This is a genomic window from Achromobacter sp. ESBL13 (assembly GCF_036668755.1).
Classification (GTDB): domain Bacteria; phylum Pseudomonadota; class Gammaproteobacteria; order Burkholderiales; family Burkholderiaceae_B; genus Achromobacter.
In genome coordinates this window covers 309,008-325,769 of sequence record NZ_JAZEVT010000003.1, presented here as the reverse complement: position 1 = coordinate 325,769, position 16,762 = coordinate 309,008, and the positions used below count along the sequence as shown (strand labels likewise).

Annotated in this window: 15 protein-coding genes and 1 pseudogene; 3 read left to right on the top strand and 13 right to left on the bottom strand. The window is 64.2% G+C overall.

The features are described 5' to 3' along the window. A complete protein-coding gene (eno, locus tag V6F88_RS15690; RefSeq protein WP_046802647.1) occupies window positions 1-1,287 on the top strand; it encodes a phosphopyruvate hydratase in 1,287 nt (428 codons plus the stop codon). Between the two features lie 71 nt (window positions 1,288-1,358). Beyond that, a complete protein-coding gene (ftsB, locus tag V6F88_RS15685; RefSeq protein WP_046802648.1) occupies window positions 1,359-1,784 on the top strand; it encodes a cell division protein FtsB in 426 nt (141 codons plus the stop codon). A gap of 113 nt (window positions 1,785-1,897) precedes the next feature. Here ftsB and V6F88_RS15680 read toward each other — a convergent pair whose 3' ends face one another. The 13 genes and pseudogenes from V6F88_RS15680 to V6F88_RS15620 all read right to left on the bottom strand — a co-directional run bounded on the left by V6F88_RS15680 (window position 1,898) and on the right by V6F88_RS15620 (window position 15,556). Beyond that, the gene (locus tag V6F88_RS15680; protein WP_332610611.1) at window positions 1,898-2,629 is read right to left on the bottom strand and encodes a TadE/TadG family type IV pilus assembly protein; all 732 of its coding nucleotides are present in this window, start codon (window positions 2,627-2,629) and stop codon (window positions 1,898-1,900) included. A gap of 89 nt (window positions 2,630-2,718) precedes the next feature. After that, entirely contained in the window at window positions 2,719-3,648 is a 930-nt protein-coding gene (hslO, locus tag V6F88_RS15675; RefSeq protein ID WP_046802650.1) for an Hsp33 family molecular chaperone HslO, read from the bottom strand. A 73-nt stretch (window positions 3,649-3,721) separates the two neighbouring features. Beyond that, window positions 3,722-4,243, bottom strand: a complete 522-nt coding sequence (locus V6F88_RS15670) for a gamma carbonic anhydrase family protein (protein ID WP_006218111.1) — start codon at window positions 4,241-4,243, stop codon at window positions 3,722-3,724. Window positions 4,244-4,552: 309 nt separating this feature from the next. After that, window positions 4,553-6,199: pseudogene (locus V6F88_RS15665) on the bottom strand (acyl-CoA synthetase); the annotation flags it as partial. A gap of 129 nt (window positions 6,200-6,328) precedes the next feature. Continuing rightward, window positions 6,329-7,201: a UDP-2,3-diacylglucosamine diphosphatase gene (locus V6F88_RS15660; RefSeq protein ID WP_332610610.1), complete on the bottom strand. Its 873-nt coding sequence runs from the start codon at window positions 7,199-7,201 to the stop codon at window positions 6,329-6,331. An 85-nt stretch (window positions 7,202-7,286) separates the two neighbouring features. After that, window positions 7,287-7,805, bottom strand: coding sequence for an RDD family protein (locus V6F88_RS15655; protein ID WP_120154335.1), 519 nt, complete (start codon window positions 7,803-7,805; stop codon window positions 7,287-7,289). 115 nt (window positions 7,806-7,920) lie between these two features. Further along, window positions 7,921-8,109 carry a hypothetical protein gene (locus V6F88_RS15650; protein ID WP_046802652.1) on the bottom strand — a complete coding sequence of 63 codons (189 nt, stop codon included), beginning with the start codon at window positions 8,107-8,109 and terminating at the stop codon, window positions 7,921-7,923. 258 nt (window positions 8,110-8,367) lie between these two features. Continuing rightward, on the bottom strand, window positions 8,368-9,726 hold the full coding sequence (locus V6F88_RS15645) for a THUMP domain-containing class I SAM-dependent RNA methyltransferase (protein WP_442880326.1): 1,359 nt from the start codon (window positions 9,724-9,726) through the stop codon (window positions 8,368-8,370). 502 nt (window positions 9,727-10,228) lie between these two features. Beyond that, window positions 10,229-10,657 carry a CopD family protein gene (locus V6F88_RS15640; RefSeq protein ID WP_185975319.1) on the bottom strand — a complete coding sequence of 143 codons (429 nt, stop codon included), beginning with the start codon at window positions 10,655-10,657 and terminating at the stop codon, window positions 10,229-10,231. A gap of 62 nt (window positions 10,658-10,719) precedes the next feature. Then, window positions 10,720-12,171, bottom strand: a complete 1,452-nt coding sequence (locus tag V6F88_RS15635; RefSeq protein ID WP_332610605.1) for a bifunctional 2-methylcitrate dehydratase/aconitate hydratase — start codon at window positions 12,169-12,171, stop codon at window positions 10,720-10,722. A 75-nt stretch (window positions 12,172-12,246) separates the two neighbouring features. Then, window positions 12,247-13,440: a bifunctional 2-methylcitrate synthase/citrate synthase gene (gene prpC, locus V6F88_RS15630; protein WP_104143074.1), complete on the bottom strand. Its 1,194-nt coding sequence runs from the start codon at window positions 13,438-13,440 to the stop codon at window positions 12,247-12,249. A gap of 57 nt (window positions 13,441-13,497) precedes the next feature. After that, the gene (gene prpB / locus V6F88_RS15625; RefSeq protein WP_332610603.1) at window positions 13,498-14,388 is read right to left on the bottom strand and encodes a methylisocitrate lyase; all 891 of its coding nucleotides are present in this window, start codon (window positions 14,386-14,388) and stop codon (window positions 13,498-13,500) included. A 178-nt stretch (window positions 14,389-14,566) separates the two neighbouring features. Next, entirely contained in the window at window positions 14,567-15,556 is a 990-nt protein-coding gene (locus V6F88_RS15620) for a malate dehydrogenase (protein WP_006218122.1), read from the bottom strand. Between the two features lie 334 nt (window positions 15,557-15,890). Here V6F88_RS15620 and V6F88_RS15615 point away from each other — a divergent pair, with 334 nt between their 5' ends. Further along, complete coding sequence (locus V6F88_RS15615; protein ID WP_332610600.1) at window positions 15,891-16,670, top strand: GntR family transcriptional regulator; 780 nt, start codon at window positions 15,891-15,893, stop codon at window positions 16,668-16,670. Window positions 16,671-16,762: the final 92 nt, after the last annotated feature.

Genomic DNA, 16,762 nt, shown 5'->3' with positions numbered 1-16,762 from the left:
ATGAGTGCAATCGTCGACATCATCGGCCGCGAAATTCTGGATTCGCGCGGCAACCCCACCGTGGAATGCGATGTGCTGCTGGAATCCGGCGCCATGGGCCGCGCGGCCGTGCCGTCCGGCGCATCCACCGGCGCCCGCGAAGCCATCGAGCTGCGCGACGGGGACAAGAGCCGTTATCTGGGCAAGGGCGTTCTGCGCGCCGTTGAGAACCTGAATACGGAAATCTCCGAAGCATTGATGGGCCTGGATGCCCAGGAACAGACCTTCGTCGATCGCACCTTGATCGAGCTGGATGGCACCGAGTCCAAGGAACGCCTGGGCGCCAATGCGATCCTGGCGGCCAGTATGGCCGTGGCCCGCGCCGCCGCCGACGAATCCGGCCTGTCGCTGTACCGCTATTTCGGCGGCAGCGGCCCCATGAGCATGCCCGTGCCGATGATGAACGTCATCAACGGCGGCGCGCACGCCAACAACACGCTGGACCTGCAAGAACTGATGATTTTGCCGGTGGGCGCGGGCAGCTTCCGCGAGGCCCTGCGCTGGGGCGCTGAAGTCTTCCACATGCTGAAAAAGCTGATCCACGGCCAGGGCATGTCCACGGCCGTGGGCGATGAAGGCGGCTTTGCCCCCAACGTCCCCAGCCATGAAGCCGCCATCCAGCTGATCCTGAAGGCCATCACCGAAGCCGGTTACGAGCCGGGCACGCAGATCGCCCTGGGCCTGGATTGCGCCAGCTCGGAGTTCTACCGCGACGGCAAGTACACGCTGGCCGGCGAAGGCGGCATCTCGCTGTCCTCGCAGGAATTCACCAACCTGCTGGCCACCTGGTGCGACAAGTACCCCATCATCTCGATCGAAGACGGCATGGCCGAAAACGATTGGGACGGCTGGAAGCTGTTGACCGACCAGTTGGGCAAGAAGGTGCAATTGGTGGGCGACGACCTGTTCGTCACCAACACCAAGATCCTGCGTGAAGGCATCCAGAAGGGCGTCGCCAACTCGATCCTGATCAAGATCAACCAGATCGGCACGCTGACCGAAACCTTCGCCGCCATCGAAATGGCCAAGCGCGCCGGCTACACCGCCGTCGTGTCGCACCGTTCGGGCGAAACCGAAGATTCCACCATCGCCGACATCGCCGTGGCGACCAACGCCATGCAGATCAAGACGGGTTCGCTGTCCCGTTCGGATCGCATGTCCAAGTACAACCAGCTGCTGCGTATCGAAGAAGAGCTGGCTGAAGTGGCGTCGTATCCTGGCCTGGAAGCTTTCTACAACCTGCGTTGATGGGAAGCGCGATGGCGACGCCCCGCGCCGCCATCGCATCCGCGCCACGACTGCTCTGAGGGTTCTCGCGTATGCGCCTGTTGTTCCTGGTGCTGTTCGTGCTGGTAGGCTTGATCCAATACCCGCTTTGGTTGGGTAAAGGCGGCTGGTTCAAGGTCTGGGATTTGCAACGCCAAGTGGCCGAGCAGCGCGAGACCAATGAAGGCCTGCGCGCGCGTAATGCCGCGCTGGAAGCCGAAGTGCGAGACCTTGAAGGCGGCTCTGGCGCCATTGAAGAGCGCGCCCGCGGCGAGTTGGGCATGATGCGCGACGGTGAAGTGTTCGTTCACATCCTGCCGCAGAATGCGCAACCGCCCGCCGGCGGCGCGACCCTGGCGACCGATGCGGCCACCAAGCCCGCCACGCCGGCTCGCACCAGCGCCCCGGCAGCCAAGCCGCCCGCCGCTCGTGCTACACCCGCCGCCGCACCCAAGCCGGCCAACAGCACGCGTCAGTAAGCTTGCGGCGGCCGGCTTGCTTGCTGGTCGCTGACAGCTGATAGCCGATAACTCATAGCCGGTAACTCATAGCCGGTAACTCATAGCCGGTAACTCATAGCCGATGCCCGGCGTCAATCGCAGAGGGCATCGCGGCATGCCCCCACCACGATTTCCGCCGGCCCTGGCCGCGCGCCCGTCCAATCGACCGGGTGCGTGTGCATCTCCATTTCCAGTTCAACCTGAATCGGCAGCAACCCATGCCTGCGAGCCACGCCCGCGTAGCTGGCGTCGTTGCGCCCCAGCGCGGTGAGCGCCGCTCGTACGGGGAACAGCCAAGGCTTGTGCAGATAAGTCAGCCGCAGCTTCAGGGTGTTGGCGTCGAAGATGGTGGCAGCGCCGGGGCGCGGCGGTCGCCTGGCGTGCTGCAAGTCCTGGTAGTCGTTGTCGATGGCGCGTCGGCCCGGCGCGGCCAGGACGGCCAGGTCCTTGCGGCCATGGTCGCGGAACATCCTGGCATCGGGCTGCAAGACTTCGATTCGCCACGCGCCAAGGCCCGTGCCCGCCGAGGCGTCGGCATGTGCGCGCGCCAGCCTGCGCCTCGCACCGGCTTCGCCGTCGGCGCCGGCATGCAGGGGCAGCAAGCCTTGAATGAATGCATCGCGCATGGGAGCCGGTTGCACATGGGCCGTGGCGCCGGCGCGCGCGGCTTCCATCAGCGCCACGTGCGCCATTTGGCGCACGGCTTGCCAGCGTGCTGCTTCGATGCCCAGCAGGCCCATCAGCAACACCATGGCGCCCGCCACGGCGAATTCAATGGCGGCGGCGCCCCGCTGGCGCGAGGCGGCAAAGAAAAAGGCGGTCATGGCTGCGCAGTGTGGCGCGGGCATGACCGCCTGTCGATACGGACAATCCGAGGTGATGGAAATGTCCCGCAGGGCGGGACGCGGCGCGATCAGTGCACCGTGGGCGGCGCGTCGTCGGCGGCAGGCTGGTTTGGCGAGAACAACGTGGCGCAATCCACGGCGTCGAACTTATAGGGCTTGCCGCAGAAGTCGCATGACACATCCACTTGGCCGCGCTCGGCCAGGACGCTGTTGACCTCTTCTTCGCCCAGCGAACGCAGCATGCTGGCGACGCGCTCGCGCGTGCAAGGGCAATGCCAGCGCACGGGCGCCGGGTCGAACGCCAGCAAGGTGTCTTCCCAGAACAGGCGATGGATCAAGGTGTCGATATCGGCTTCCAGCACTTCGTCGCGCTTGAGTGTGCTGGCCAGGGCGACCACACGGTCCCAGGTTTCGGCGGCGGCTTGCTCAGTCAACAGCGGGGCGTCGGTGCCACCATGGAACGGCAGGCGTTGCACCAGCATGCCCGCGGCGTTGTCGGCATCGGCGGCCAGCCACAAGCGCGTGTCCAGCTGTTCGGACGCCTTCATGTAGTGTTGCAGCGCTTCGGCCACCGTGTCGCCTTCCAGCGGCACGATGCCCTGGTAGGTCTGCTGGCCCGGCAGCTTGCGTTGCGGGTCCAGCACGACGATGAAGCGCCCGTTGCCCCCGGGGTTCAGCAGGCTTTGCATGGTGCCATCGGACGGCACTTCATGACCTTCGCGCACTTTGACGGTGGCGCGCAGGCTAAGGTCCGAACGGCATTCCACCACCAGCAGGGCGATGGGGCCGTCGCCCTGGATCTGAAGCACCAGCGAGCCATCGAATTTGATGTTGGCGGCAAGCAGGGTAGAGGCCGCTACCAATTCGCCCAGCAGGTGGGTGATGGCGGGCGGGTAGTCGTGGTTGGCCTGAACGGCCTTCCAGGTCGCGTCCAGGCGGACGGCCTGGATGCGGACGCTGCGGTCTTCGGTAAGGTATTTTTTGAGCTGATCGGTCATGGGGGAATGTTAGCCGATCAGGCCACCCAATTCCCCCTGCTGCCAGCAGGGCTACGGCAACTGCCCCGGGCGCTCAGGCCAGGCGCTTGAGGGCCGTCTTGTAGTGTTGGCCGCGCGCCACGTAATGGGCGGTGTTCTTGTGCAGATTGGCGATTTCTTCTTCGGACAGTTCGCGCACGATCTTGCCGATGCCGATCACCAATGAGTTGTCGGGAATGACGCGGTCTTCCGGAATGATGGCGCCGGCGCCGATCAGGCAATTGCGCCCGATCACCGCGTTGTTCAGCACGATGGCCTGCATGCCCACCAGCGCGCCTTCGTGGATCGTACAGCCGTGCAACATGGCTTGATGGCCCACGGTGACATTCGGGCCGATGGTCATGGGACAGCCGCTGTCCACGTGCAGGACGCTGGATTCCTGAATATTGGTGCCATGGCGGATCAGGATGGCGTCGTTGTCACCCCGGATCGATACGTGCGACCAAATGCTGACGCCGGCTTCCAGCGTGACATTGCCGATGATGTCGGCGCTGTCGGCGACATAGGCTGCGGGGTCGATGCGTGGGATCAGGTCGTCAAGCTGGTAGATGGGCATTGCCTAGGTTTCCGATCATTTTTCAGGGCCCTCAGGGGCAGGCGCGACGTTCTCGGCCGGTGCGGCGGCGTCGGCGAGGCCGGGCGTGGCGGCGGGCGAGGGTGACGTCGATTTCGGCACGGCGGCGGACGTGGCGGGCGCGGACACCTTGGGTGTATCGGCGGGTGCGGACGGCTTGGGCGCTGGCGGCGCGGCGGTGGGCGCTGGCGGCGTGGACGCCTTCGGTGCCACGGTTGCCGCTTGCGTCGCGACCGTCGCAGGTGCCCCGGTTGCCACAGGCGCCGCCGCGGGTGCCGTCGCCACGATGTGCGCGCGCTCTTGCTCACGTTGGCGCAGGATGCGGCGTTGGATTTTCCCGGTCGTGGTCATCGGAAGTTCGTCGACGAACTCGATCTCTTTCGGGTATTCGTACGGCGCCAGGCGCTCACGAACATGTTCCTGCAGGTTCTCGATGATCTCGCCGCGGTCGCGGTGGGCGAATTCGGGCGTCAGCACGACATACGCCTTGACCAAAGCGCCCCGTTCGGCGTCCGGCTTGGGCACCACGGCGGCGTTGGCCACGGCGGGGTGGCCGACCAGGCAGCTTTCGATTTCGCCGGGGCCGATGCGGTAACCGGCCGACTTGAACACGTCATCGGCACGCCCGGCGTACCAAAGGTAGCCGTCCGCGTCGACGGTGGCCAAGTCACCCGTCAGGCACCAATCGCCCTTGAATTTGGCCTGAGTGGCGGCTTCGTTGCGCCAATAGCCCAGGAACATTACGGGGTCGGGAAAGCCGTGGATGTCCAGCCGGTTGACGGCAATTTCGCCGGTCTCACCGGGCGCCACCGGCCGCCCTTCGTCGTTCAAAACCGCCACCTGGTGGCCGGGATACGGGCGGCCCATGCTGCCCGCGCGGGCGGGCCAGCGCTTCTGGCTATTGCCCACCACGTAGTTCATTTCGGTTTGGCCGAACATCTCGTTGGGCGTCACGCGCAGCGCCGACTGGCACCATTCAAAGACCGTTTCCCCCACACTTTCGCCCGCGCTCATGATGGAACGCAGCGCCAGCTGGTAATGGTTGCGAGGCTCGGGCACGGCCTTCATCATCATTTTCAGGGCCGTGGGAAACAGGAAGGTATTGGTGACCTGGTAGCGCTCCATGAGCTCGAACGCGCGCTCGGGCGAAAAGCGGCCGCGCGTGCCCACGATGGGATGGCCGAAATACAGGGTTGGCAACAGCGCGTCCATCATGCCGCCCGTCCAGGCCCAGTCGGCCGGCGACCAGAACACATCGCCCGGCTTGGGGAACCAGTCTTGCGAGGCCACGAAGCCCGGCAGGTTGCCGATCAATACACTGTGGGGCAGCAGCGCGCCCTTGGGCGCGCCGGTGGTGCCTGACGTGTAAAGCAGAATGGCCGGGTCCGATGAACGCGTCGGCACGGCCTTGAATTCGTTGGGCTGTCGGGCAAGCAGGCTGCGCCATGGCAGCACGCGTTCGTCAGCGAAGCCGATGCCGATGATCTGTTGCAGGTTGGGGCAGTTGTCGCTGACGGCCAGCAGGTTGGCGCTGGAAGCGTGGTCCACGATGGCGACCCGCGTTTCGGAGTCGCGCAGACGGGCTTCCAGTGCCTCGGGGCCGAACAGCGCCGACAGGGGCAAGACGACGCCGCCGACGGTGTAGATGGCCATATGGGCCACGACCGTTTCAGGCCGTTGCCCCAGCACCACACCGACCCGGTCGCCCCGGCCCACGCCCATCTTCACCAGGCCGTTGGCCAGCTGATTGACGGCTTCGGCCAGGCGCGCATAGGTCCAGACTTCGCGGTTGCCCGACTCGTCTTCGTAGTAGATGGCGATGCGCCGCGCATCCGGACTACTGGATGCCCAGCGGTGGCAGCACGCTTCCGCGATGTTGAACTGGGTGGGAACCAGCCAGCGGAATGTTTGGTAGAGCGCCTGATATTGGTCGTTCATGGCCCTATGTTGTAAGCATGTTGCAGCTGCGTGAACGGGCCGGCTCGCCCGTTGCCTCAGATGCAAGCATGACCTAGAGGGCCGTGAACTGCAATATCCCCGTTGCGTAATGGGGACGCATACGGGTTATCACGGGTGTTTGCTTTGGCGTCGAAGCGCTGACGGCAGGGCGGGCAGCGACAGCGATCGCGGGGGGCGGGCGGTGGGCTCGGCCTGCCGCTCGGACTGGATGGCGGCCCAGTCCAGCAGCTGCAACTGGCCGTCGTGGGTTTCTGCCAGGGCCGACAGGCTTTCCACCCAGTCGCCGTCATTGCAGTAGAGGATGCCACCAACGTCGCGCAATTCCGCCTTGTGAATGTGGCCGCACACTACGCCGTCCAGGCCCCGCCGGCGCGCTTCGCCCGCCAGCGCCTCTTCGAAATCGGTAATGAACGACACCGCGTTCTTGACCTTGTGCTTCAGATATTGCGACAGCGACCAGTAGTGCAGCCCCAGGCGATGCCGCAGCCGGTTGAAGTGGTGGTTGATCCACAAGGCCAATTGATAGAGCCCGTCGCCCAGATGGGCCAGCCAACGGCTGTGCTGGATGACGCCGTCGAATTGATCGCCGTGCAGCACCAGCAGCCGCAAGCCTTTGGCGGTGACATGCACGTCTTCATCCAGGATCTCAATGTCGCCGAATGCGTAGCCCGCGAATTCCCGCGCGAATTCGTCGTGGTTGCCGGGGATGAACACCACCCGCGTGCCGTTGCGTGCCTTGCGCAGAATGCGTTGAATGACGTCGTTGTGCGCGCGCGGCCAGTGCCAGTGCTTGCGCAGTTGCCAGCCGTCGACAATGTCGCCCACCAGATACAAGGTGTCCGAGTCGTTGTGGTCCAGGAAATCAAGCAGGAAATCCGCCTTGCACCCGGCTGTGCCCAGGTGAATATCGGAAATCCAAAGGGCACGCCAGTGCGCGGGGCGGATTTCGTTCACGGTCGCTTCCATGTGGGCTGTCGTCATGCCTTGGAATCAAATCATCCGGCGATGACGGGCGTGTGAAGCTATCGTGACGCTGTTGTGACCGGCGCGGCCCCGGCGCGGGGTGTTAGCGGGATTTCTGACGTTGCGGCGCGTTGCGCAGGCGCGTGCCAAGCAGGCGGTCGTGCAGGAACTGGCCGTCCGGGTCGAACCAGGACCAAATAAAGATCGTGAACGGCGCGGCCACGATGAACATATCCATCGACGCCCAGCCCGTCAGGCTGGCGGCGCCCCAGACTACGGCCGCGCCGGCCAGCACCAGCGGCCAGACAAGCACATAGCGCAAGATCAGGCGGCCCGTTGCCGGCGTGTTGCCGTCACGGTCCACCAGCCGGATATTCCAGGTTTTCATGGGCAGGGTCTGGCCGCGCCGGCGCCAGCACAGCACGAAATACGCGCCAATTGCCACAAACAGCCAGGCCTGGCGCGCCGCGCGCAGTTCCAGCGCGTTCTTGCTCTGGGTTAGCGTGTCCAGCAGATAGCCGGCCAGGAAGACGACGCCGAACAGCAATACGGCCTCGTACATCATGCAGGCAAAGCGGCGCAGCCGATTGGGGGTCTGGTCTAGGAAGGCGTCGGTCGTCATGGGTCGGCATTATCCGACAAAAAAAAACCCGCCGGTAAGGGCGGGTCTATAAAAGGGGCTATGCAGCCCCCAAGGGGAAAATCGTTCGGGCCGCGACGTCAGGCCCGGTCAGGCTTCAGGCGGCGGAGTGCGCGTTCTTGGCGCTCGTCTTGCCAACCAGGGCCTTCACGCCGTGAGCCAGCTTACGCAGGCCTGCGGCCAACGCCCGCATCGGGTGCGGACGGAATTGTTCTTCAATTGCCTGGAGCATCAGTTGGCGCTCGAGTTCGTCGGTCAGGCGGATGGTGTTGTTCGGGTTGATCACAATAGCCTCCACGGGCTTGCTCAGTTGTTTAGCTACTAGGGATAACCCGAATTATAGGGGTTTACCCTCAAACTGTGCAAGAGGCAGATGCAAGCTGGTGCAACATGGCAACACCTTGGTGCTGATGATGCCCCAAAACCGGGCGGCGGGGCACCATAAGCAAAGATACGGCCGGCATGTTGCGGCGCTTTTACAACGTGGCGGGAACGCGGGGAATGGGGGGCGGCCCGGGCGAGAACCGCCCGGGCAAGGCGGCGATCAGGCGTCGCGGTAGCCGGCGGCAACCAGTTCGAAACCGAACAGGCGGCAGTCCAGCGCGCCGTTGTGCAACGGCACGCGGCGCTTGGGCTTCAGGCGCATCTGGTTGGGCAGCGTCATGTCGCTGGTGATGACGTGCAACTGCCAACCGGCAAAATTGCGCTTCAGGCAGGTGGCCCAGTCACGCCACAGGTCGGCGTCCTGTTCGGTCAGCATGCGCTCGCCGTAGGGCGGGTTGGTGACGATCCAGCCGTGGTCGGCGGGTGCCGTTATTTCGCGCGCGTCGCCGATTTCGAAGCGGATCGAGTCGGCGGTGAGCCAGGCGCGTTCCGCATTGTTCTGAGCGAATTCAATGGCTTGCGGGTCCAGGTCGTAACCGACCAAGGGCGCGTCCAGCTGAGGGAGGATGCGCGAGCGCGCGTCGTCCTTCAGGTCGCGCCAGCGGTAGGCGTCGTGGTCGCGCAGGCGTTCAAAGCCAAAGGGGCGCGAAATGCCCGGGGGCACGCCCAGGGCGATCCAGGCCGCTTCGATCAGGATGGTGCCCGAGCCGCAGAAGGGGTCCAGCAGCGGGGCAGCGGGGTCCCACCCGGCCAGGGCCAGCATGCCGGCGGCCAGGTTTTCGCGCAGCGGGGCCTCGCCCTTGTCCAGGCGCCAGCCACGCTTGAACAGCGATTCGCCGGACGTATCCAGGTACAGCGTGGCTGTGTGGCCCGTCAAGAACAGGTGGACGCGGGCGTCCGGGCGCACGGTGTCGATGCTGGGGCGTTCGCCTTCCAGTTCGCGCAGGCGGTCGCAGATGCCGTCCTTGGCGCGCAGATTGCAGTACTGCAAGCTTTGCACCGGGCTCTTGATGGCCGAGGTGTCCACGCGCAGCGTTTGTTCGGCGCCGAACCAGCGTTCCCAGGGGGTGTCGCGGGCCAGGTCCAGGATGTCGTCTTCGTGCGAGATTTCGGCATGGGCGACTTGCACCAGGATGCGGGTCGCCAGGCGCGAATACAGGTTGGCGCGCTGCACGCCCGACCAGTCGGCGGTGAACGAGCAGCCCGCGCGGCCGGCCTGGGCGTCTTCATAGCCCAGCGCCTGCATTTCGGCCGTCAGGGCCTCTTCCAGGCCTTGAGGGCAGGGCGCGAACACGGTGAACACTTCCGCCTGGCGGGTCTCGCGCGGGCGGCGGCTGCGGGTTTCGACGCGGGGCGCGCGATCCTGGTGGTCGGCGTGCGCGTCGTCCTGGTAATCGTCGTGCACGTCGGGGTAATCCGGTTGCGATGCCTCTACGGGCGGTTCGGCCTGGAAGTCGGGCGCGGGGCCGTCATCTTCAAACGGATCGTAGAAGCGGCCTGCCGGGGTGGCCGGGGCGATGTACTGGTCATCGCGCAGGCGCGGAGCGCGTTGCGGCGGGCGGCCGGAACGGGCGCTGGGTGCGGCGTCGCGACGCGTATCGTCGGAGCGGTCGCGGGAAGGCTGGTTGCGATCGTATCTGCCGCGCTCGGACGTGCCGCGCTCAGACGCGCCACGGCCTGCCGGGCCGCGCCCTTCACCCCGGCTGGGCTGGCCGCGATCGTATTGACCGCGTTCCGCGCCGCCACGGGGCGACTGGCCACGCGTACCGGCACCGGGCTTGCGGCGCGCCTCTTCTTCCTGGCGGCGTTGATAGCCTTCAGGGTCTTTCTGGCGTTCGACGTTTTCCTTGGTGCGCGAGATCTGCGCGACCAGCTTGGCGCGAGCGCCCGTGCGGGTGCGCTTGGGCGCCTCGACGGCGTGGGCGTCACGCGCCGTTTTTTTGATCGTCAGCGTCTTGCGCGGGCGGTCCTGTTCATCAGAGGACATACGAATCCTGGCGAATGTGCAAAGGTAGGGGGAATCAGAAGGGTTTGACGACGACCAGCGCCACCACCACCAAGAGCAGCAAGACGGGAACTTCGTTGAACCAGCGATAGAACTTATGCGAACGGGTGTTTTTGCCCTGTTCGAATTTACGCAGCATCAAGCCACAGGCGTGATGGTAGCCGATGACGAGCAGGACGAAAAAGAGTTTGGCGTGCATCCAGCCATTGCCCGGGCCCACGCCGATGCGGTAACCCAGGTACAGCCACATGCCGAAAACAATGGCCACCACGGCCAGAATGGTGGTGAAACGGTACAGCCGGCGCGCCATGCCCAGCAGCGTCACCTGGACGGACGCGTCCGACTGCTGCGCCAGGTTCACGAAAATGCGCGGCAGGTAGAACAACCCGGCAAACCAGGAAGCGATGAAGACGATGTGAAAGGTCTTGACCCAAAGCATGGCCATGGCGGCATCCAATCTAGGAAAGCCGCATTGTAAGGCCGCCGGATGGTCCCGCCGCCCTGCTGCTAGATCACATACAGGTCCACGTATTCGTGCACCGGCATGGCCTCCAGCGCCTGCTGGTCCAGCGACACGTCCAGAATGCGGCGCTGCTGCCTGGCCGGGAACATGCGCGCCAGATTGGTGCGGAACTTGGCCTCCAGCAAGGGGATGCCGTCGGCGCGGCGGCGCTTGTGGCCGATGGGGTATTCGCAGACGATTTCGTCCAGCTTGGATCCGTCCACGAATTCCACCGTCAGCGCGTTGGCGATCGAGCGCTTGTCCGGGTCGTGGTAATCGCGGGTGAAGGCGGGGTCTTCCACGCACACTATCTTGTCGCGCAAGGCGTCGATGCGCGGGTCGCTCGCCACATCGTCCTCGTAGTCGGCCGCCGTCAAGCGGCCAAACAGCACGGGCACCGCCACCATGTACTGGATGCAATGGTCGCGGTCGGCCGGGTTGTTAAGCGGACCCTTCTTGTCGATGATGCGAATGCACGCCTCGTGCGTGCGGATGGTGATGGCCTTGATGTCTTCCGCGCGCTTGCCCAGCGCACCGAGCTTCACATGTAGCTCCATGGCGCATTCCACGGCGGTCTGCGAATGGAACTCGGCCGGGTACGAAATCTTGAACAGCACGTTTTCCATCACGTAGCTGCCATACGGCCGCTGGAACTTGAACGGCTGGCCCTTGAAGAGCACGTCGTAAAAGCCCCAGGTCTTGGCGGTGAGCACGGACGGGTAGCCCATCTCGCCGGTTTTCGCGATCAGCGCCAGGCGCACGGCGCGGCTGGTGGCGTCACCCGCCGCCCAGCTTTTCCGGCTGCCGGTGTTGGGGGCGTGTCGATACGTGCGCAGGCTTTGGCCGTCGACCCAGGCCAACGACACGGCGTTGATGACCTCATCGCGGTCCAGCCCCAGCATCTGCGCCACCACGGCGGTGGACGCCACCTTGACCAACACCACGTGGTCCAGCCCGACCTTGTTGAACGAATTTTCCAGCGCGATGCAGCCCTGGATCTCGTGCGCCTTGATCATGCCGGTCAGCACGTCGCGCATCGTCAAGGGCGCTTTGCCGGCGGCGACCGCGGTGCGGGACAACCAATCCGCCGTGGCCAGGATGCCGCCAAGATTGTCCGAGGGGTGGCCCCATTCGGCGGCCAGCCACGTGTCGTTGAAATCCAGCCAACGGATGAGGGTGCCGATGTTGAACGCGGCCTGCACCGGGTCAAGTTGAAACGACGTGCCGGGCACCTTGGCGCCATGGGGCACCACCGTGCCCGGCACAATCGGCCCCAGCAGTTTCTTGCAGGCCGGGTATTCCAGCGCTTCCAGGCCGCAGCCCAGCGTGTCGATCAGGCAGTTGCGGGCGGTCTCATACGCCAGGCTGCTCTTGATCTCGTAGTTAAGAACGTAGTCCGCGATATCGACCAGGACTTGATCGGGATCGGGACGTACGTTTGAGATTGGGGCGGACATTGCGAACCCTCCTTAGCAAAGAAGTGAATACAGGTGGCCATGCCGCGCCTTGTTCTCGTTATGGTTGCGGCCGCCTTACTTGCGCTTGTCCAGCGGCACGAACTTCTGGTCTTCCGGGCCCACGTAGTTGGCGGTGGGGCGGATGATCTTGTTGTCGATGCGCTGTTCGATGATGTGGGCCGACCAGCCCGCCGTGCGCGCAATGACGAACAGCGGGGTGAACATGGACGTGGGCACGCCCATCATGTGGTAGCTGACTGCCGAGAACCAGTCCAGGTTGGGGAACATCTTCTTGATGTCCCACATGACCGTTTCCAGCCGCTCGGCGATGTCGAACATCTTGGTGCTGCCGGCCTTTTTGGACAGCTTCTTGGCCACGTCCTTGATGACCTTGTTGCGCGGGTCGGACACGGTATAGACGGGGTGGCCAAAGCCGATGATGACTTCCTTGGCCTCGACGCGGCGGCGGATGTCGGCTTCGGCTTCGTCGGGCGAGTCATAGCGCTTTTGCACATCGAACGCCACTTCGTTGGCGCCGCCGTGCTTGGGGCCGCGCAGCGCGCCGATGGCGCCGGCAATCGACGAGAACATGTCCGAGCCCGTGCCGGCGATAACGCGCGCGGTAAAGGTCGATGCGTTGAACTCGTGCTCGGCGTACAGGTTCAAGGAGATGTGCATCGCCTTGACCCATTCGTCGCTGGGCTTTTCGCCGTGCAGCAAATGCAGGAAGTGGCCGCCGATGCTGTCGTCGTCGGTTTGCACGTCGATCATGTGGCCGTTGTGGCTGTAGTGATACCAGTACAACAGGGCGGAACCCAGGTTGGCCATCAGGCGGTCGGCGATGTCGCGCGCGCCCGGGGTGTTGTGGTCGTCTTTTTCAGGCAGCACGCAGCCCAGCACCGACACGGCGGTGCGCATCACGTCCATGGGGTGGCTGGATGCCGGCAGCGCTTCCAGCGCTACTTGCAACTGGGCGGGCAGGCCGCGCAGGCTCTTCAGCTTTTGCTTGTAGGCGGCCAGTTCCGCCTTGTTCGGCAGCTTGCCGTGAACCAGCAGGTGGGCGATTTCCTCGAACTCGCTGGTGTGGGCGATGTCCAGGATGTCGTAGCCGCGGTAGTGCAAGTCGTTGCCGCTGCGGCCGACGGTGCACAGCGCGGTGTTACCCGCCACCACGCCCGACAGGGCGACGGACTTCTTGGGTTTAAAACCGGCTTTTTCTTCCGGCTTGGCGTCCGGCTTGGCTTCTTGCTTTTTGGGAGCCGTGCTCATGTCTCTACTCCTTCACTTTCGCTGTGGTCGATGCAATGGGGGACTGGCGTGGCGGGATTACGCTTTGCCCTTTTGAAACAGAGCGTCCAGCCGGGATTCAAATTCGTGATAGCCGATGCGGTCGTATAGCTCTTCGCGCGTCTGCATCAGGTCCACCACGTTTTTCTGGTGGCCGTCGCGACGAATAGCGGTGTAGACGGCTTCGGCGGCCTTGTTCATGGCGCGGAAGGCGGACAGCGGATACAACACCATGCCCACGCCCACGCTCTTCAGTTCTTCAACGGTGAACAGCGGCGTCTTGCCGAATTCAGTGATGTTGGCCAGCACCGGCACCTTGACGGCCTTGACGAAGCGGTCGTAGGTGGGCAGGTCATAGGCGGCTTCGGCGAAGATTGCGTCGGCGCCGGCTTCCACGCACGCCAGCGCGCGCTCGATCGCGGCGTCCACGCCGTGCGAGGCGATGGCGTCGGTGCGGGCGATCAGGTAGAAGTCGCTGTCGGTGCGCGCGTCGGCAGCCGCCTTGACACGATCGGCCATTTCTTCGGTGGTGACGATTTCCTTGCCCGGGCGATGGCCGCAGCGCTTGGCGCCGACCTGGTCTTCGATGTGGCAGGCGGCCGCGCCGAACTTGATCAGGCTCTTGACGGTGCGGGCGATGTTGAACGCCGACGGGCCGAAGCCGGTATCGATGTCCACCACCAGCGGCACGTCGCACACGTCGGTGATGCGGCGCACGTCGGTCAGCACGTCGTCCATGGTGTTGATGCCCAGGTCCGGCAGCCCCAGCGACCCGGCCGCCACGCCGCCACCCGACAGGTAGATGGCGCGGTAGCCGGCGCGCTTGGCCAGCAAGGCGTGGTTGGCGTTGATGGCGCCAATGATCTGTAGGGGGCTTTCTTCGACAAGGGCGCGGCGGAAGAGGGCGCCGGGCGATTCGGGTCTGGACATGGAAGTCTCCGTTCTTATGGCTAGCCCACGACCTTATCGCGGGTCCGGAATATAAATCTGTCCCCTACGCGACAATCCCGGCGCGGCCGGGCCAAGAGACAGGTGTATGTTTCGGCATGATGGCGGTACAGAAGAATTGGGCCCGCATGAACGGGCCCAATTCTGATTCAAGCGCTGCTTACTTCAGCAGGTCCTTGACGCCGTCGCGCTCTTCCAGCAGCTCTTTCAGCGTGAAGTCCAGGCGTTCGCGCGAGAAGGCGTCGATTTCCAGGCCTTCGACACGCTTGTATTCGCCGTTTTCGGTCGTGACCGGAACGCCGTAGATGATGCCTTCCGGAATGCCATACGAGCCATCCGACGGAACGCCCATCGTGACCCACTTGCCGTTGCTGCCCAGGACCCAGTCACGCACGTGGTCGATGGCGGCGTTGGCGGCCGAAGCGGCCGAGGACAGGCCACGGGCTTCGATGATGGCGGCGCCACGCTTGCCCACGGTGGGGATGAACGTGTCGCGGTTCCAGGCGTCATCGTTGATGAGCTTGGTCAGCGATTCGCCGCCGACGGTGGCGAAACGGAAGTCGGGGTACATCGTGGGCGAGTGGTTGCCCCAGACGATCAGGTTTTCGATGTCGGCAACCGGCTTGCCCGACTTGGCCGACAACTGCGACAGGGCGCGGTTGTGGTCCAGGCGCAGCATGGCGGTGAAGTTCTTTGCCGGCAGGTCCGGCGCCGACTTCATGGCAATGTAGGCGTTGGTGTTGGCCGGGTTGCCGACCACCAGGACCTTGACGTTGCGGCTGGCCACATCGTTCAGGGCCTTGCCTTGCGCCGTGAAGATCTGGGCGTTGACCGAGAGCAGGTCCTTGCGTTCCATGCCAGGGCCGCGCGGACGGGCGCCAACCAGCAGGGCCACGTCGGCATCCTTGAAGGCGGTGCGCGGATCGCTGTGGGCGGTCACTTCCTGCAGCAGCGGGAAGGCGCAGTCATCCAATTCCATGATGACGCCCTTCAGGGCCTTTTGCGCTTTCTCGTCGGGGATTTCCAGCAGTTGCAGGATGACGGGTTGATCTTTACCCAGCATTTCGCCGGAGGCGATGCGGAATAGCAGTGCGTAACCGATTTGGCCGGCGGCGCCGGTGACGGCGACACGCAAGGCAGGCTTGGACATGGACGTTCTCCGTAATGGTTTGGCGAGAAAAATCTCACCAATCAGTGTAATCGTTGGGGCATCAAAAACGGCGCGCACGAACCTGCCGGCGCGGGGCCCTGACAGCCGTGAATCCTAGAACGATTTCAGGGGTCCGTCAAACGCTCTTCTATCTTATATAAGACATAAGACGTTGGACAGCGTCCGGGCCGATATGCCACAATAGAGCGTTTATTCGAATGCGCTACAGGCCGTTTCTTCATACCCCTGGCAGCGCATTTTTGGATGTGGGTCCGCACCCGTTTTGCGCCGCCCTCCCATCATCCGGATGAACATGACACTTTCAAGAAGATCCATGGCAGAGCCCCGGCCCGAAACCTCCTTACGCAATCGCGCCGCCCGTTCAACGGGCGAGGGGGCCGCTTTCAGTCCGCTCTATCGCCAGATCAAGGATCTGCTTGTCCAAAGCCTTGAACGCGGCGAATGGAAGCCCGGCGAACTCATCCCCAGCGAAATCGATCTGGCTGCCCGTTTTCAGGTCAGCCAGGGCACGGTGCGCAAGGCGGTTGACGAGTTGGCCGCCGAGCACATGCTGCTGCGCCGCCAGGGCAAGGGCACCTTTGTTGCCACCCACCATGAAGCCCGCGTGCGCTATCGCTTCCTGCGGCTGGCCGCCGACGATGAAAGCGAAGCCGGCCGCGCCGAAAGCCGCATCCTGGAATGCCGCCGCGTGCGCGCGCCCGCCGAAGTCGCCCGTGCGCTGGACTTGCGCGCCGGCGAAACCGTTGTGATGATCCGCCGCCTGCTGTCCATGGGGCAGACGCCGACCGTCGTGGACGACATCTGGCTGCCCGGCTCCATTTTTCGTGGCCTTACCCTAGAGCTCTTGACTGCCAACAGGGCGCCGCTCTATGGCCTGTTCGAATCCGAATTCGGCGTCAGCATGGTGCGCGCGGACGAAAAGCTGCGCGCGGTCATTGCGCCGGCCGAAGTCTGTCCCCTGCTTAATGTTCCGGCCGGCACGCCGTTGTTGCAGGTAGACCGGGTGTCTTACACCTATGGTGACCGCCCCATGGAAATTCGCCGGGGTTTGTACTTGACCGATCGATACCACTACCGCAATAGTCTGAATTGATGAGCTTTTACACTACGATTTGATACCGACCCTATCTCTGGGCGAAAATAGCGTGTTTGCCCGAAAGGGCCACGGCAATTTCGCCGTCACGA

Excerpts from the sequence above, each read along its gene's own strand:
- eno (WP_046802647.1), top strand. The coding sequence starts at position 1 with ATGAGTGCAATCGTCGACATCATCGGCCGCGAAATTCTGGATTCGCGC.
- ftsB (WP_046802648.1), top strand. The coding sequence starts at position 1,359 with ATGCGCCTGTTGTTCCTGGTGCTGTTCGTGCTGGTAGGCTTGATCCAA.
- prpB (WP_332610603.1), bottom strand. The coding sequence starts at position 14,388 with ATGTCCAGACCCGAATCGCCCGGCGCCCTCTTCCGCCGCGCCCTTGTC.
- V6F88_RS15615 (WP_332610600.1), top strand. The coding sequence starts at position 15,891 with ATGGCAGAGCCCCGGCCCGAAACCTCCTTACGCAATCGCGCCGCCCGT.
- V6F88_RS15640 (WP_185975319.1), bottom strand. The coding sequence starts at position 10,657 with ATGGCCATGCTTTGGGTCAAGACCTTTCACATCGTCTTCATCGCTTCC.
- V6F88_RS15655 (WP_120154335.1), bottom strand. The coding sequence starts at position 7,805 with ATGACGACCGACGCCTTCCTAGACCAGACCCCCAATCGGCTGCGCCGC.
- V6F88_RS15620 (WP_006218122.1), bottom strand. The coding sequence starts at position 15,556 with ATGTCCAAGCCTGCCTTGCGTGTCGCCGTCACCGGCGCCGCCGGCCAA.
- V6F88_RS15670 (WP_006218111.1), bottom strand. The coding sequence starts at position 4,243 with ATGCCCATCTACCAGCTTGACGACCTGATCCCACGCATCGACCCCGCA.
- prpC (WP_104143074.1), bottom strand. The coding sequence starts at position 13,440 with ATGAGCACGGCTCCCAAAAAGCAAGAAGCCAAGCCGGACGCCAAGCCG.
- V6F88_RS15680 (WP_332610611.1), bottom strand. The coding sequence starts at position 2,629 with ATGACCGCCTTTTTCTTTGCCGCCTCGCGCCAGCGGGGCGCCGCCGCC.
- V6F88_RS15660 (WP_332610610.1), bottom strand. The coding sequence starts at position 7,201 with ATGACGACAGCCCACATGGAAGCGACCGTGAACGAAATCCGCCCCGCG.
- hslO (WP_046802650.1), bottom strand. The coding sequence starts at position 3,648 with ATGACCGATCAGCTCAAAAAATACCTTACCGAAGACCGCAGCGTCCGC.
- V6F88_RS15635 (WP_332610605.1), bottom strand. The coding sequence starts at position 12,171 with ATGTCCGCCCCAATCTCAAACGTACGTCCCGATCCCGATCAAGTCCTG.